Annotated in this window: 18 protein-coding genes and 1 pseudogene; 16 read left to right on the forward strand and 3 right to left on the reverse strand. The window is 47.5% G+C overall.

Going from position 1 to position 14,577, the window contains the following annotated elements; genetic code table 11:
• Window positions 1-430: 430 nt before the first annotated feature.
• On the reverse strand, window positions 431-574 hold the full coding sequence (locus FYJ39_RS21735) for a helix-turn-helix domain-containing protein (protein ID WP_456236700.1): 144 nt from the start codon (window positions 572-574) through the stop codon (window positions 431-433).
• Between the two features lie 228 nt (window positions 575-802).
• The gene (locus FYJ39_RS18750; RefSeq protein WP_195840480.1) at window positions 803-1,828 is read right to left on the reverse strand and encodes a helix-turn-helix transcriptional regulator; all 1,026 of its coding nucleotides are present in this window, start codon (window positions 1,826-1,828) and stop codon (window positions 803-805) included.
• A gap of 279 nt (window positions 1,829-2,107) precedes the next feature.
• Between FYJ39_RS18750 and FYJ39_RS18755 the strand changes: the two genes are divergently transcribed.
• From FYJ39_RS18755 to FYJ39_RS18790, 8 genes and pseudogenes are all read left to right on the forward strand, one after another.
• Window positions 2,108-3,916 (forward strand): ABC transporter ATP-binding protein, encoded by a 1,809-nt coding sequence (locus FYJ39_RS18755; RefSeq protein ID WP_154473885.1) that lies wholly within the window; start codon window positions 2,108-2,110, stop codon window positions 3,914-3,916.
• The gene (locus FYJ39_RS18760) at window positions 3,909-5,651 is read left to right on the forward strand and encodes an ABC transporter ATP-binding protein (RefSeq protein ID WP_154473886.1); all 1,743 of its coding nucleotides are present in this window, start codon (window positions 3,909-3,911) and stop codon (window positions 5,649-5,651) included. The genes FYJ39_RS18755 and FYJ39_RS18760 overlap by 8 nt, the downstream gene beginning before the upstream one ends.
• 8 nt (window positions 5,652-5,659) lie before the next feature.
• A complete protein-coding gene (locus FYJ39_RS18765) occupies window positions 5,660-6,268 on the forward strand; it encodes an MptD family putative ECF transporter S component (protein ID WP_154473887.1) in 609 nt (202 codons plus the stop codon).
• Window positions 6,265-6,999 carry an energy-coupling factor transporter transmembrane component T family protein gene (locus FYJ39_RS18770; protein ID WP_154473888.1) on the forward strand — a complete coding sequence of 245 codons (735 nt, stop codon included), beginning with the start codon at window positions 6,265-6,267 and terminating at the stop codon, window positions 6,997-6,999. The genes FYJ39_RS18765 and FYJ39_RS18770 overlap by 4 nt, the downstream gene beginning before the upstream one ends.
• Complete coding sequence (locus tag FYJ39_RS18775) at window positions 6,996-8,450, forward strand: ABC transporter ATP-binding protein (RefSeq protein ID WP_154473889.1); 1,455 nt, start codon at window positions 6,996-6,998, stop codon at window positions 8,448-8,450. The genes FYJ39_RS18770 and FYJ39_RS18775 overlap by 4 nt, the downstream gene beginning before the upstream one ends.
• A pseudogene (locus FYJ39_RS18780) lies at window positions 8,437-8,837 on the forward strand (metal-dependent transcriptional regulator). Before FYJ39_RS18775 ends, FYJ39_RS18780 begins: the two are co-directional and overlap by 14 nt.
• A 475-nt stretch (window positions 8,838-9,312) precedes the next feature.
• Entirely contained in the window at window positions 9,313-9,756 is a 444-nt protein-coding gene (locus FYJ39_RS18785) for an RNA polymerase sigma factor (RefSeq protein ID WP_154473890.1), read from the forward strand.
• Window positions 9,753-9,992, forward strand: coding sequence for a helix-turn-helix domain-containing protein (locus FYJ39_RS18790; protein ID WP_154473891.1), 240 nt, complete (start codon window positions 9,753-9,755; stop codon window positions 9,990-9,992). The genes FYJ39_RS18785 and FYJ39_RS18790 overlap by 4 nt, the downstream gene beginning before the upstream one ends.
• A gap of 30 nt (window positions 9,993-10,022) precedes the next feature.
• Here the strand turns inward: FYJ39_RS18790 and FYJ39_RS18795 are convergent, their stop codons facing one another.
• Window positions 10,023-10,211, reverse strand: a complete 189-nt coding sequence (locus FYJ39_RS18795) for a hypothetical protein (protein WP_154473892.1) — start codon at window positions 10,209-10,211, stop codon at window positions 10,023-10,025.
• Between the two features lie 210 nt (window positions 10,212-10,421).
• Here FYJ39_RS18795 and FYJ39_RS18805 point away from each other — a divergent pair, with 210 nt between their 5' ends.
• The 8 genes from FYJ39_RS18805 to FYJ39_RS18830 all read left to right on the forward strand — a co-directional run bounded on the left by FYJ39_RS18805 (window position 10,422) and on the right by FYJ39_RS18830 (window position 14,535).
• Entirely contained in the window at window positions 10,422-10,625 is a 204-nt protein-coding gene (locus FYJ39_RS18805) for an excisionase (RefSeq protein WP_154473893.1), read from the forward strand.
• 79 nt (window positions 10,626-10,704) lie between these two features.
• Window positions 10,705-11,982 (forward strand): tyrosine-type recombinase/integrase, encoded by a 1,278-nt coding sequence (locus FYJ39_RS18810; RefSeq protein WP_154473894.1) that lies wholly within the window; start codon window positions 10,705-10,707, stop codon window positions 11,980-11,982.
• A gap of 167 nt (window positions 11,983-12,149) precedes the next feature.
• A complete protein-coding gene (locus tag FYJ39_RS18815) occupies window positions 12,150-12,347 on the forward strand; it encodes a hypothetical protein (RefSeq protein WP_154473895.1) in 198 nt (65 codons plus the stop codon).
• A gap of 269 nt (window positions 12,348-12,616) precedes the next feature.
• On the forward strand, window positions 12,617-12,868 hold the full coding sequence (locus tag FYJ39_RS21070) for a hypothetical protein (RefSeq protein ID WP_235919891.1): 252 nt from the start codon (window positions 12,617-12,619) through the stop codon (window positions 12,866-12,868).
• The gene (locus FYJ39_RS21075) at window positions 12,858-13,043 is read left to right on the forward strand and encodes an RNA polymerase sigma factor (protein WP_407923864.1); all 186 of its coding nucleotides are present in this window, start codon (window positions 12,858-12,860) and stop codon (window positions 13,041-13,043) included. The genes FYJ39_RS21070 and FYJ39_RS21075 overlap by 11 nt, the downstream gene beginning before the upstream one ends.
• A 653-nt stretch (window positions 13,044-13,696) precedes the next feature.
• The gene (locus FYJ39_RS21080; protein ID WP_235919892.1) at window positions 13,697-14,002 is read left to right on the forward strand and encodes a hypothetical protein; all 306 of its coding nucleotides are present in this window, start codon (window positions 13,697-13,699) and stop codon (window positions 14,000-14,002) included.
• Window positions 14,003-14,068: 66 nt separating this feature from the next.
• The gene (locus FYJ39_RS21270) at window positions 14,069-14,203 is read left to right on the forward strand and encodes a hypothetical protein (RefSeq protein WP_268890689.1); all 135 of its coding nucleotides are present in this window, start codon (window positions 14,069-14,071) and stop codon (window positions 14,201-14,203) included.
• Between the two features lie 167 nt (window positions 14,204-14,370).
• Window positions 14,371-14,535 carry an SHOCT domain-containing protein gene (locus FYJ39_RS18830; protein WP_154473896.1) on the forward strand — a complete coding sequence of 55 codons (165 nt, stop codon included), beginning with the start codon at window positions 14,371-14,373 and terminating at the stop codon, window positions 14,533-14,535.
• The last annotated feature ends 42 nt before the right edge of the window (window positions 14,536-14,577 follow it).

The raw sequence follows: 14,577 nt of genomic DNA on the forward strand, positions 1-14,577 counted from the left end.
GCTTAAAACAATCCGCGTGATTGCTTTGATAAAATCCACATTTGTTTTGCCGTCATTGGCGACGGCTATTTTGTTATGCACATTTTTCCTGCCACAAAAAAGTGCTTGCATTATTAGCAGGTTTGCTGTTTTTCTTTTCCTCCACTCCTAATACTCCGAAAAGCCCTTAAACTACCCGCAAAAGAGCGCTTTGGAAAGAAAAATTTGCAAAAAAATAAGAGGCCCTTGGCCTCCATAAAAGCAAAACAGAGGATACCTTACTCACCCTCCGTTTCCCCGTCGATTTCATTCAATTTGATTACCCCGTCAATGACGCCCTCGACGGTAGTCAGGTATTTTTCCGGTCAGAACTGCAACTTGTGGCTTGTCCGCTGGCGCTGTTCGCTGTCCTCTCTGATTAAGCCAGGATTAAAATAGCGTTCCGCTGGTTTCATAGTCGGATAAGTTGCATCACAACCGGCACACTCGGTATGGTGCCGCACAGCTCAATATTGGCAAGATAGCGTGGGTCTATCCCCACCCGTTCCGCCAACTCCCTGCGGGACATTCCCACGGCTTCCCGTGCCTGTTGCACATCCGCCCCGAAACTTTCAAAATCGCGGCGGTCTTTTACATTTGGTATATTATATCCCCCCACTACATTCTATTGTTCATAGAGCGCGTCGGGAATGATTTAATATGTACTTTCGATTCATTTTATAATTCTGAGCTTTGAAAACTTAAAAGTATTATTAACAAATAAAAATCACTTAGACTATTGAAGTATTGGTTATTAGGCTTTCATATGCTACTTGTGAGCTGATCAGTGTAAAACATCCTTTTGTGTTCCTGCAAATAGTGTTTGTGTCGCTGACCCTATATCCCGATGGGCTTCGTCCGCTTCCAACAGCTTTTGTATTGCGGCAGGTGTGTACCCAAAGGTCTGACGGAAAACGGAATAAAAATTGCTGATTCCTTGATAGCCAACAGCTTCCGAAACCTCCTGAATAGCAAGCGTGCCGTCCGCCAATAGATCAAGCGCACGTTCCATGCGCAAGGTACGGACATATTCCGCAACACTTTTCCCCTCAGTCAGACGAAAGCCCTTTTGCAGCTTGTTCTTATTAACGCCGACCTTCCTGCAAAGCTCAAGAATAGTAGGCGGATGCTTCAAGTTTGTTTGCAGGATAGCTTTTGCGCTTTCTACTGCGCAGATTTCGTTCGCATCAAGATAGGCAGGCGGTTGTGCAGATAGCTGTTGCACAAGGTCGATTAGGGAACCGGCGACTTCCATCCCCAGCCCCTTTAGCCATGTGTCAAAAGCAAGTCCCGTCAGGCGGCATTGTTCAATGCGGTGATAGCTGGCTACCAGCTCTGGAGCATGAAGATTCGCACCGTGAATCGTGTTCTTTGCATCCCGCCAAAAGCTGTCATAGAGCGGTATATTATTCTCAGCGAAGAATGCTTCCTGAAAATATAGTCCTTGAAACCGCAACCGTTGTCCGCCGGAAATTTTCATAAAAAATGGAATGGGCGAATCAAAAACAAAACAATTGATGCCCTCACCAAAATGTATCATCTGCGTTTTCTGTGTATAGGTTTCGACTGCGCCCTGTTCACTCAATCCAATCCCCACATATCGTTGTCTGAATTGGCTGCGGACGACAGTATCACGTGGATAAGTAAAATCTGCATCGGCGGCAGAAAAGCCCCGCAAATCGCCCCAAAAACGAACTTTTGAATGTTCTCCTGGAAACGCATAGTGAAAACCATTCAGCGCATTTTTCTTGACGCCGCCAAGAGATATGTAAAAATCCAGCATTTCATCGATGCTGTGTATTGTTATCATGGAAGAACCGCCTTTCTTTTTGTTCTGGCACAAAGATTTCTGATTTGGCACAAATTTTGGTCAGTTTCACTCAACTATATATGAGATCATACCATAAAAATCAGCTATGTTTCAATGGTTTCTGGTAATTTGTGAAATGTGAGTTTTGTTTTGAGGCACTTTTCGTTATGTTGACAACTTATCTTACATGCGTATAATCTATTATTGGTTAGCTATAGCTAACTAATAGAAATTTTGCGGTATCTGTTATGAAACAAAAGCCGCAGAGAAAGGAGTATTATGCAAGATACAAAGAAAAATGTCATCCTCCGTGTATTCCGAACCGCACGTTGCAATCCGGGAAAATATATCCTCGGTGTGACCTGCTCTGCGCTCAGCGTCCTGCTGTCCGGTGTACCGTTCTATACGGTCTACCGAATTGTCCGGCTGTTTTTGTTGGCTTCATGGAAAGGAACGGCTATTCCAATTGATGAGATATGGCTGTGGGAGGCGATTACGATAGGAAGTATTGTACTGGGGATTGTGCTGTCTGTTATCGGCAGCTTTTCCTGCCATGCCTGTGCGTTCAATGCTCTGTATGATTTGCGTATGCGCATTCTCGACCACATGGGGCGGCTGAACCTCGGCTTTTATACAAGCGGGCAATCCGGCGCGATACAGAAAACGATGAATGAGAACATCGAAAAAATGGAAAATATCATAGCCCATGATGTTTCCAATATCTTCGGTGCGGGACTTTTGCTTGCATCTTTGGCCGTGTTAATGTTTTCTCTCAACATCACGCTGGCACTGACGATTTTTATTGCCTTAGCGTTTGCATTTCTCATCCAATTTTCCGCGTTCGGCGGAAAGCAAGGGCAAAAGATATGGAGCGATCTAAACCATTCCTCCACTGAGCTGGATGCCGCATTTTCTGAATATGTGGCGGGCATGGAGGAAGAAAAAATCTTTGGCAGACCAGAGGCGGCCGCCCGCCGTTTGACAGGGCTGGTGGAGAAAAACAGGGAACACTGGAAAGTCTATCTGAAGCGCGTTACACCGATTTTCGGTGCGTACAAGACCATTACCATCTCTGTGCTGGCGTTTTTGCTGGCTGTCGGCTGCATACTGCTGTATCTGAAGCCCGACGACCACAATCTTATGATGGAGCTTTTGATGTTCCTGATCGTCGGCCCCGCCTGCATTAGTCCATTGATGGAGTTGGTGGAGTTTGGCGCAGATTTACGAAACTTGTCGGTACGCATGGATCAAATCGATGCGATATTGAATCTACAACCCATATCCGAGGGAACAGAAACCAAGCCAGAGGGCGAAGCCAATGTCTCATTTCATGATGTGAGCTTTTCCTATCAAAACGCTGCCGACCCGCTGCGTCGCATGGCTCTGAATCACCTGACAATGGAGATACCGACAGGGAGTTTTGCCGCTTTGGTAGGACCGTCCGGCGGAGGGAAATCCACGGCAGGGCAACTTATCGCCCGGTTTTGGGACGTGGAAAGCGGCTCTATTACCATCGCAGGAAGAGACATTCGGGAGTATTCTGCAAAAGCCCTGATGAGTACCGTTTCCTTTGTTTTTCAGGACACACATATTTTTGCAGAGAGCGTATATGACAATATCGCCATGCACAGCAAGGTTCACCGCGAGGACGTGGAGCGCGCAGCAAAAGCGGCAAGATGCCATGAGTTCATCTGCTCCCTGCCAAACGGCTATGATACAAAGCTGGGCGATGGCGGACATAAGTTGTCAGGCGGTGAGGCACAGCGCATCGCTATTGCGAGAGCGATCTTAAAGGACGCGCCCATCGTCGTACTGGATGAGGCAATGGCTTTTACCGATGCGGAAAACGAGCTTGCCCTGAGAGAAAGTATGGCGGAGCTTTTGAGGGGCAAGACTGTCCTGATGATCGCGCACCGGCTTTATTCCGTTCAGGATGCAGACTGCATTTTTGTATTGGAGAATGGGCAACTCAAAGAAAGCGGCACACATACCGAGCTGCTACAATCAAAGGGACTGTATGCACATCTGTGGGCGATTCAGAACGAAACAGAAAGCTGGCAGATGAAAGGAGGGCTTGTCCATGTTTAAGATAATCCAGCAATTCACCTTCCATCATCCGAAACAGATTATTGCGCCGACGCTGTGGCTGTTTCTTTCGCAGGCATTCAGTATTCTTCCCGCGATCCTCGCATATATGGCGATTTATCTCTTATGGCAAGCATTTTATCCACCATATATGCTGGATATTGCGCTGTTGATTAAAATTGCGGTCATAGGACTTGGTTACGTCCTGTTTCAATATGTGGTAGAGTTGATTTCCTACTACAACACCTATGGGCGGGCGTACAACGATACCGCAGACAAACGCATTGCTTATATCCAAAAGTTGCGCCGCCAAAGCCTTGGCTTCTTTTCCTCAAAGGAATCCGGCGAGTTAACCAGCTCCTTTGCAAGTGATTTTGCCAATGTGGAATATACCATGTGTTACTGGTTGCCCTATCCTATTGGCGTAGGCTTTTTTCTGTCGCTTTCCTTTGTTTGTATTCTGTTCTTTGACTGGCGTATGGCGGTGTCGATCTTCGCTATGCTGCCGGTCTGCGCAATTCTGATGCTACAAATTGCAAAAGTAAAGGAAAAACACGGCCGTCAGGTCATGGAGGCAAAAGCGCGAGCTGCAACACAACTCAACGAATATCTGCATGGAATGAAAGACCTCAAAGCCTACCATCGCACCGGCAGCGGATTTGATGCTCTGGAAAAAGCGTTTTCTGACCTGCGCAGGGAATCGCTGCGGGAGGAAGCTGTTGCGGGAAGCCTTTCTACCCTGTGCGCATCATTGGTCAAATTCGTCGTTCCTGTGACGGCGGCAGTAGGTTTGTATTTGCTGCTGGGCGGTACTCTTACCATCCTGGACTTCGCTGGTTTTCTTGTAATCGCCACAAAACTGACGGAACCGGCGCTTACCCTTGTGAGCAGCATTTCTGCTCTGCGGGGCATGGCGTTATCCGGCGAACGGCTGGATAAGGTAATGACACTACCAGACCTCTCCGGTGAGGACGAAATCGATTACGGTGACAGCTATACCTTTAACAGTGTTTCCTTTGGCTATACAGAGAGTACCAACGTTATCCATGACGTGAGTTTTGAAATATCGGCGGGTGCACTTACGGCTTTGGTAGGCCCCTCTGGAAGCGGCAAATCCACGCTTCTGCGGCTAATGGCGCGATTCTGGGACTATCAGAGTGGGCAGGTGCGTTTTGCCGGAAAAGAGCTTCGTAGTATTGCGCCGGAAAACCTGCTTTCTCAGGTATCTATGGTGATGCAAAATACCTATCTATTCCGGGGTACGATACGGGAGAACCTGTGCTTTGGGAACGAAAACATCACAGAACAGCAAATAATCGATGCCTGCCAGAAGGCGCGTTGCCACAGCTTCATTTCCGCCTTGCCGGAGGGGTACGATACAGTTGTGGGAGAAGGCGGTGCAACTCTGTCCGGGGGTGAGCGACAACGTATCTCATTAGCGAGAGCATTTTTGAAGGATGTTCCGATTTTGCTTCTGGATGAGCCTACCGCATCTCTCGATGCAGACAACGAGGCAATGGTGCAAAAAGCGTTGGATGAAATATCCAAAGATCGCACCGTGATTATGATTGCGCATCGGCTGAAAACCGTGCGTGGCGCACAGAAGATTCTTGTTCTTGAAAACGGCAGAATCACACAGCAGGGAACCCATAACCAGCTTGTCAAAACGAACGGACTTTATTCCCGGTTGTGGGAACTGCAAAATCTGGCTGGAAACTATACTTTCAAACAATCTTAGGAGGAAAAATGAAATCAAAATTCTTAAACCTAAAGGAGTTCGTCCTTGATATTGTACTGTCCTGCCTGATGATCGGCATTGGCTATCTCATCATGTTACCATTTGCGGCAAATATGCAGTTGCTATATTTCCTTGAACCGGGGCTTATCGGCCTTGTGAATGGCATCGTCTATGTACTGATGATCCGTAAATGCCCGAAAATCGGAACCCAGTTCATTATTGCTGCGCTGTACGGTACTTATATGTTGATTATGGGTAGTGCCTATGCCGCTCTGTATTTCTACATTCTGGCTATTGTCAATGAACTGATTGTGCTGGGGGGCGGTTATCAAAGTAAAGTGCGCCCTGCTGTTCCTCATATCCTCATGTGGTGTCTGAACGCAATGGGAAGTACCCTGAACCTATTCCTGTTCCGTGAAAGTTACGTCAAGATTTATATGGATTTGGGTATGGACGAAACTACTGCTATGTCGGCGGTCAGTCAAACGGCAGAGTTTTGGTGCGCTCCGCAAAATATTCTGCTCTCTCTTGGCGTGACAGCGGTTCTTTGCGTTGGCGGGTATCTGTTGGGCGTAAAGATGCTGGGCAAGCACTTTAATCCTGCCGGTGTCGTATGAACGTGGAGAAAACAAAAACCAAAACAGCTATTGATCCAAGAACATGGCTCGTACATCTTTTGATTGGCGTGGCCGCAATTATTCTGATCCATTCCAACATAGGTGGCCTGTGGCTTTTCGCATGGTGTATGCTCTTGCAGCTCGCCATGCGAAAGGGGCAGTATACCATATCATTCTTGTTTGTGTATATTATTTTGACGGGATTTGCATGGATCGGGGTGCAACTTCTTCCTGATGACAGGTTTTACTTTTTGGGCCTTGCGTTTTCCAATATGGGCGTTATAGGACGCAAAGCAATCGTGCCGTTATCTTTTGCCGTATGCCTTGCGAAAGAACCTACCGGTTCCCTGATAGCCTCGTTGCAGGCTATGCGTCTGCCGAAAGCAGTGGGCATTGGGCTTGCCGTTTTGCTACGGTTTTTTCCGACCATTGGTGGTGAGTATCGGGCAATTCGTGCATCGCAGAGGTTTCGCGGGATTGGTGTAGGCATATTGTATACACTTACTCATCTTCCCTCAACAGCGGAATATATTTTGATCCCGCTGATTCTGCGCACGACAAAAGTTGCAGAAGAACTCTCTGCATCTATGACAGTGAGAGGAGTGCATTTTTCCGGGAAAACAATTTCTTATCGCCCTGTCCGCTTCACAGGAAAGGACGCCGCGCTCTGTGTGATAGCGTTGCTGATTCCCTTAACTGTATTTCTGCTGGAAAGGAGGGGGATTTTTTGATTGAACTGAAAAACCTCTCTTTCACCTATGAGAACTCAAACGAAGCAAAGGGGCAGCTCAGAAGCATCGACCTTCACGTAAAAAAGGGTGAGTTTGTGATCCTGTCCGGCAGGAGTGGATGCGGCAAAACAACACTGACCCGTATTCTTAATGGCCTTTGTCCCGGCTTTTATCCGGGCAAGACAGCGGGCGGTTATTTTCTTAATGGAGAAGATGCGTTGCAAATGCCTGTCCACCGTTTAGGAACAATGGTAGGCAGCGTCTTTCAGAACCCGCGCAGCCAATTTTTCGCTACCAACACAACGGATGAGATCGTGCTGGGAATGGAAAACATTCCTCTGGATCGAACAGTCATGCAGGTGCGACTAAAGGCGGTTTGTAAACAGATGGATATTGAACATCTGATAGAGCGGAAGATATTTCCCCTGTCCAGCGGGGAAAAACAACTTGTCGCCATTGCTTCTATCTATGCGATGGCGCCGAACGTCATTGTCTTAGATGAGCCGTCCGCAAACTTGGATAGCGAGGCGACGGTGCGCCTTGGCGCGTTACTTTACCGTCTGAAACTGGAGGGACATACGATTATTCTCTCAGAGCATCGTTTTCATTATGTACGGGATTCTTTTGACCGGCTTGTTTTTATGGAGGAAGGTACAATTTCCGCTGTTTATGACAGAGAGGCAGCCCTATCCCTGACAGCAAAGCAGATGCTGTCGATGGGGCTTCGCCCTTTTGCGCCGCCTCCCTTTCGCGTAGGCGGGGCATATCTGCAAAATCAACATAATGTTTTACAGGTGTCCGCAATCTCCTGTATGCTGGACAACAAGCAAATTTTGGAGGCTGTCAGTTTTGCTGCACAAAGCGGAAAAATCCTTGCGATTGCAGGGCCAAACGGCGCAGGTAAATCCACTCTTTGCCGCATTATCACAGGCTTATACCGGGCAATGGGGGTAGTTTCGTTTGACGGTGAAATCCTGAAACGGAAACGCCGAACACAGAAATCTTTTTTCGTACAGCAGGATTCCGACTATCAGCTCTATGCACCTACCGTACTGGATGAATTTTCCCTTGGGAGAAAGAGTACAGTCAAGCTGCGAGAAACAGCACTTTCCCAGTTGCGGAAAATGGGCTTGGAGAGCTTCACACAGAGGCATCCCGCATCTCTTTCCGGTGGCCAGAAGCAGCGCCTCCTATTGGCGCTGGCAGCGGCAAGCGGAAGAAAGCTGTTAGTATTCGACGAGCCAACCAGCGGCTTAGACGGATTCAATATGCACTTGACGGTCAATCTGCTGAAACAGCTTGCAGGAGAAGGCCGCTGCATCCTGCTCATTACGCACGATATTGAGTTGATTGCGGAAGCAGCGGACAGCGTTCTCTACATTGAGGGAGGAAAGCTACGCTATCATCGGAATGTCCTGCGGGAAATGAGGGGTGATGATGAAAATTCATAACTCTGGAGAAGATTATTTAAAAGCTATACTGATATTGCAAAAGAAAAAAAGGTATGGTGCGTTCTGTTGACCTTTCCCGTCACATGGAAGTATCAAAGTCCAGCGTATGTACGGCGGTGAACGCCCTACGTGACGGCGGTTTTCTCACAAAGGATGGGGACCACTTTCTCCACCTGGCCGAGTTAGGGCGGGAAGTGGCCGAGAAAATCTATGCGCCATTGCTTTTTCATGAAACAGCTCATAGCCGCAGGCGTTGAGCCTAAAATTGCAGAAGCCGATGCCTGCCGTCTGGAACACGTTATTAGTAGTGAATCTTTTGAATGGTTTGTTTTAAGCAGTCGACCAATAGGCATTGAATCACACGAAATACGCTTCACCGCCCAATAGGGAAAGAAAAAACGTTGCAGGGGCAGAGGTTTTCTTGAGCGTAAAATGGATTTCTTAATCTGCGGCGGTTCAAAACCAAGTCTGCCGTTTCTTTGTCCTCCATAGGAAACGACGCCCTGACGCTGGCGAGATCGGCGGCTTAAGGAGGAGCCGTCATGTGTAGTACAGGAGATCGACCAACGGAAACGGGAGTAGAACCGTTAAAAAAAGCCATCCCCCGGCCAGTGGAAAATATGGCCGGAACCATGCGTTATCCCATGCAATAAAACACTATACTATTTTTATGTTCGCCCGGAGGGTCTATGCCCTTCCGGGCGAATTTTGTTATTTCCTGCGTCCCGTACCACCGGCCCCACACTTTTTCAAAAAATGTTTAAAAAAGTGGCGTTTAGCGGGTAGCTGGTGGCCTTTCAAAAGTAACTTTGGCGGAAAGGGAGAGAACCACCAAAATCACCCACAGAAAGGGGGTGAGAAGATGGATACAATCCCCCGCAATGACTTTATCCTGCGGCACCGCTATGACGCATTTTGCAAGGCGGTACTCCGCAATGAGGCCAAAGATTATCTGCGTGAGATGGGACGGCAGCGCGACCGTGAAAAGTCGTTTGAATGCCTGACGCCGGAAGAACTGGAAAAGCTCTCCACGGTAGATTATTACCCCAGCGATAGCTACGTTTTTTCGTCGCATGGATATGATTTGCCCATTGACAACGAGCTTGTAGCCGAGGCATTCGCCAGCCTGCCACAACAGGAACAAAGCATTTTGATTTTGCACTGTGTTTTGGATTTGGCAGACGGAGAAATCGCAAGCCTCATGAGAATGTCCCGCAGCGCCGTACAGCGCCACAGGACAAGCACCCTGAAACAGTTGCGTTTGAAATTGATGGCGCTCATGCCAGAGGGAGGGAAACGCGGATGAAGGAACCCACATTCAACGGCAGAGAGCTTCTGCCCCTTTCGGTGATGGAAGCTGCCCACGCTGGGGACGCAATGGCTATGGAACAAGTGCTGCGGTACTATGCGGGCTACATAAACAAGCTCTGCACCCGCACCTTGTACGACAGCAACGGCATCCCTTCTGTGTGCGTGGACGAGTTTATGAAGCACCGTTTGGAACTCAAGCTCATTCACTCCATCATCGTTGCTTTGAAGTAACGGCCCGGCCACGGGAACGGAAATGTCTGACTACTCCCTTTCCACATTTCCGCCGACCCGGTGGCTGATGGTTACACCTTGACAAATACGCCCGCAGGACAATGGCGGTGCGTCATAGGGTATACGGACACATTCTGTCTGCACTGAGCCGGACGGCGGGTGCGCCATGATACTGCTTTCTACGAAAACAGCGGAGCGACCACCACCCAGCCGTAACATAGGCGTGGCTGCTTATGGGCGACGACGTGCAGATAGGACAATGATACTCCCTTACAGCCACAGTCCGAGCGTTAGAAGCGTCGCAGGCAATGGGTAGGGCCGTGTGAGAACCACGCGGGGGTGAAAGTCCCGTGGAGCTGGGCCGCCAGCCGTCCGTGTTTTGCCCATAGTTACAAGAAATTTTTGTGTTGAAAAGAAGGAGGCAAGATTATGAGTAATAACGATGTGCCTATTTGGGAAAAGTATACGCTTACCATTGAGGAAGCGTCGAAATATTTTCGCATTGGAGAAAACAAGCTGCGGCGGCTTGCAGAGGAAAACCCATCCGCTGGCTGGGTGATTTTGAACGGCAACCGTATCCAAATCAAACGGCAAAAGTTTGAAAAAATCATGGATTCTCTGGATACAATCTAGTGAAAAAGAGCCTTGGCTATGCTATAATACCTTTAGAGTGTGTCAAGGCTCTTTCCGTCATGGAAAGGAGCATGACGAAATGTCAAGAAAAGAACGAGACGAAAAAAGACGGGACAGCAAGGGCCGCCTTTTGAAATCTGGAGAGAGCCAGCGAACAGACGGAAGATACACCTACAAATATACGGATGCCTTTGGAGAACCGAAGTTTGTGTACTCCTGGAAGTTAGTCCCCACGGACAAAATCCCTGCCGGAAAACGCCCGGATATTTCCCTGCGTGAGAAAATCAAGCAGATACAAAAAGACCTTGACGATGGGATTGACACCATCGGCAAGAAAATGACCGTGTGCCAGCTCTATGAAAAGTATATCCGGCAACGGGGCAATGTGAAGCGGGGAACCCATAAGAGCCGCCAGCAGTTGATGAAACTTTTGTCCGAAGATAAAATCGGAGGGGCCAGCATCGACAGCGTAAAGCTGTCTGACGCCAAAGAATGGGCTTTGCGTATGCAGGAAAAGGGCGTGGCCTATCACACCATCTGCAACGGCAAGCGTTCCCTGAAAGCCATCTTTTATATGGCCGTACAGGACGATTGCCTCCGCAAGAATCCCTTTGACTTCCAGATCAATGAGGTTATCAACGACGATACCGTACCAAAGGTGCCGCTTACCCCTGCACAGGAAAAGGAGCTTTTGGACTTCATGCAGAGAGACCCCGTTTATGCCAAGTATTATGACGAGGTATTGATTCTGCTGGAAACCGGGCTTCGCGTTTCCGAACTCTGCGGCCTGACGCCTGCCGACCTGAATTTTGGAAAGCGCTGTGTGAATGTAGACCACCAGCTTTTGAGAAGCACCGAGGACGGCTACTACATCGAAGCGCCAAAGACCGACAGCGGCTATCGCCAGGTGCCTATGAGCGCAGCAGCCTATGAAGCGTTTCAGCGCGTGCTGCACAGGCGAAAGGGCGGCAAAGGCGTTGTGGTGGATGGATATAAGGGCTTCCTGTTCTTAAACCGGGATGGGCTTCCAAAAGCGGCTGTCCACTATGATGCCATGTTTCAGGGCCTTGCCAAGAAGTTCAACAAATGCCATAAGGAACCGCTGCCGGAGGTCATGACGCCGCACACCATGCGGCATACATTCTGTACCAGAATGGCAAACGCAGGCATGAACCCCAAGGCATTGCAGTACATCATGGGGCATTCCAATATCGTTATGACGTTGAACTATTACGCCCACGCCACGTTCCATTCCGCACAGGAGGAAATGGAACGGCTGCAAGCCCAGGCACAGACCGCCGCAGCAGTCCATGCGCAGCCTGCGTCAGAGAGCGCCCAAGAGGCCCAAGCCGCATAGGATACGCAGAATGTACTACTGTTTGTACTACGTTTGAGAGCGGAAACATGAGGGGTAATAAGAACGTTTGTGAGGTTCTTCCGATAGGAAAAGTGCCGGAAAAGCCCGAAGTAACGGGCTATACCGGCATATAAGAACATCTAAAGAGATAATTGGAAATCTATTAAATGATTATTATAACAAATAAGGTACAGAAGAAGAAAACAGGAAAGCACATCATAAAAGATAAAAGAAAGAAATTAATTAATGTACAGGTTAGGAAATGGATTCAGACTACTAGAGAAAGGGGCGGATATACACAGGAGACATTTTCTGAATTTCTATATGTGGGAGTAGAGCATTACCAAAAGATAGAATGCGTTTGAGAGAATACTGGGAAATTGTATACTCTGGCAGTCTGCCAGTCATGAAGGAAAAGAACAAGATAAGAAAACAAAATAAGAGCATTTTTTGGCGTGCATTGTTATCTGTAAGGGTAAGGAATGCACGCCTTTTCTGTTGTCTGAAAATCAGAAAGTATACTGATGCCCAGTCTGCTTTTAGAAGTAATAGAAATCGTACTTTTCAGAACAGCATCAGAGGTCCGCCCTGTGTCCTTCATTTCAAAAAAGTTGAAGAAATGGAGGACGAAAGGATGTCTAAATGGATTAAAATCCGAATCAGAGATTTTTACAAGGATGCAATTGGAGAAACAGAATATGCCTATGTCAGCAGTGAGGTCTATGAGATGCTTACCAACACCTTCCGAAAGGAAGCCCATGCAGAGGAAATGCGTGATTCACGTCATTGTGCTGTAATGGGGTATCAGGAAGGGGAAACGGAAGATTTGATGATACCAGATGGGAGAGTCACTGGAGGACATGATAATCAGGCAGATGGAGCTTGAGACGTTACAAAAAGCGATGCAGTCACTTTCCGAGGTACAACGGGAGCGCCTGCATCTTTATTTTTTTGAGGGAAAGCCCCTTCGGGAGATAGCTGAATTACAGGGAATCAGCAGAAATGCAGTCTGGGAATCAATACAGGTTATGTTAATCCGGATGAAGAAATTTTTTGCTTAAAATGGTCTGTTTTTCTGTTTTTTGAAAAAAATTTAAAAAATTTTCATTTTCAGACTGTGCAAAACGCGTTTTTCTGTGAGTACCTTATGAGAGGAACTTTTTTTCCGGGCAGATGGTCTCTCCCGGAACACCCTCTCACCATACCTTGACAAATGCCGGGAGGGTATTCCAAAAGAGAAGCTTTCGAGAGCAGGGAACAATCACAATCCGCTGCCAGCCATATCCAACAATCCAGATACGTTAACCATTCCATGAGCCGTAACCGGGGCGCAGTGACACTCCTGTGGCAGATTCCATATTTTTTCTTGTCTGATTTGCCCTCAAAAAGATCGCATCTAAGGAGCCGAGCGGGAAAGCCGGGGTACAGCCTGTCTGTGGTGGACAGGTGCGAAGAAGGGAATGGCATATAATGATACTCCTTGAGATTAGCCGGCACGCAGTGGCGAGGGTGAGATGCCCGTGATGTCTGAAACCATCAGACAGTCTGGATTGTTGCCTAAGATGAAGCACCAGAGAATGCAGTTTTATATTTTGGTCTCTGAGTTTGGCATTCATCGGCTCCGGGAAGTAGTGTCGAATAGGAACAAGACACTTTTTATATGAAAATAGGAAGTGAAGGATAGGGGTACTGTCATTTGCGGCAGTACCTGATTATGGCAGTAAGACTAAAGTACAGAAACAGTGCGGCAGAGGGATGGACTTCTGCCGTATCATTGTGTGTTTTAGAGAGAAAGGAGCAGAGAAGAGAAATGGGAGAAAATATAACAAAAACAAATGTGACAGATATGATGCACAAAATTTTTGAATCAGAAAGAATGGGATATGCTTATTTTTATCCAAGGGATGGAGGATATAGACAGGAATTTCTGATCTCCACCACACCGGAGAACATGGCAAACTTTCTGGGAAGTCATTTCTATGGTGCAGAGAAAATGGTTATTACAGATATCTGTGACTGACTGATACTGGATACCTTTGGAGGTTTTATCAATCGTTGTCCGGATCAGAAATTGTGTCAGGAAATTGTGTCAAAGTTAGCACCTATCCAGATGGGAGAAAAAGAAGCCGGAGAAGTGCTTGCAGTCACAAGAGAAGAGGCGGATGCTTATTTTGCTGCAGAAGACCAGGCAGTCACTATGGCAGAGTGTCAGATGATGTAGCTGTGTTTCTATGCAGCATCAATTTAGAATACCTAAAATGGAGGACGTTATGGGGGAAATGATTTTGATTATTACAGGACTTATGGTTTGCATCATAATTGTATCGGCAGGAGTTGCCATTGTCAGTGCAGGAGCGCACCAAAAGGATGAATAAGGGGGGATGGAGCATGGCAGAGAGAAATTCCATGATGAATGAAATCTTATATAAACAGGCAGAATATCTGCTGACAAAGATGCAGGAAAGAGGGCTGATAAATGCCGAAGAAAGAGAGAAAATCAGACTTTTGAACATTGAAACATTTTCTCAGGAACTTGCCAAAGTATATCTGTAATAACGCTAGATATATTCCAGCTTGTGTGATAGTGTATGTTGC

Source organism: Clostridium porci, assembly GCF_009696375.1.
GTDB lineage: Bacteria > Bacillota > Clostridia > Lachnospirales > Lachnospiraceae > Enterocloster > Enterocloster porci.

Bases quoted from the DNA above. Each gene is read 5' to 3' on its own strand.
- FYJ39_RS21070 (WP_235919891.1), top strand. From the start codon at position 12,617: ATGTCTAAATGGATTAAAATCCGAATCAGAGATTTTTACAAGGATGCA.
- FYJ39_RS18795 (WP_154473892.1), bottom strand. From the start codon at position 10,211: ATGTTACGGCTGGGTGGTGGTCGCTCCGCTGTTTTCGTAGAAAGCAGT.
- FYJ39_RS18785 (WP_154473890.1), top strand. From the start codon at position 9,313: ATGGATACAATCCCCCGCAATGACTTTATCCTGCGGCACCGCTATGAC.
- FYJ39_RS18790 (WP_154473891.1), top strand. From the start codon at position 9,753: ATGAAGGAACCCACATTCAACGGCAGAGAGCTTCTGCCCCTTTCGGTG.
- FYJ39_RS21075 (WP_407923864.1), top strand. From the start codon at position 12,858: ATGGAGCTTGAGACGTTACAAAAAGCGATGCAGTCACTTTCCGAGGTA.
- FYJ39_RS18770 (WP_154473888.1), top strand. From the start codon at position 6,265: ATGAACGTGGAGAAAACAAAAACCAAAACAGCTATTGATCCAAGAACA.
- FYJ39_RS18755 (WP_154473885.1), top strand. From the start codon at position 2,108: ATGCAAGATACAAAGAAAAATGTCATCCTCCGTGTATTCCGAACCGCA.
- FYJ39_RS21080 (WP_235919892.1), top strand. From the start codon at position 13,697: ATGGCAGTAAGACTAAAGTACAGAAACAGTGCGGCAGAGGGATGGACT.
- FYJ39_RS18750 (WP_195840480.1), bottom strand. From the start codon at position 1,828: ATGATAACAATACACAGCATCGATGAAATGCTGGATTTTTACATATCT.
- FYJ39_RS18815 (WP_154473895.1), top strand. From the start codon at position 12,150: ATGATTATTATAACAAATAAGGTACAGAAGAAGAAAACAGGAAAGCAC.
- FYJ39_RS18830 (WP_154473896.1), top strand. From the start codon at position 14,371: ATGGCAGAGAGAAATTCCATGATGAATGAAATCTTATATAAACAGGCA.
- FYJ39_RS18760 (WP_154473886.1), top strand. From the start codon at position 3,909: ATGTTTAAGATAATCCAGCAATTCACCTTCCATCATCCGAAACAGATT.
- FYJ39_RS18805 (WP_154473893.1), top strand. From the start codon at position 10,422: ATGAGTAATAACGATGTGCCTATTTGGGAAAAGTATACGCTTACCATT.
- FYJ39_RS18765 (WP_154473887.1), top strand. From the start codon at position 5,660: ATGAAATCAAAATTCTTAAACCTAAAGGAGTTCGTCCTTGATATTGTA.
- FYJ39_RS18810 (WP_154473894.1), top strand. From the start codon at position 10,705: ATGTCAAGAAAAGAACGAGACGAAAAAAGACGGGACAGCAAGGGCCGC.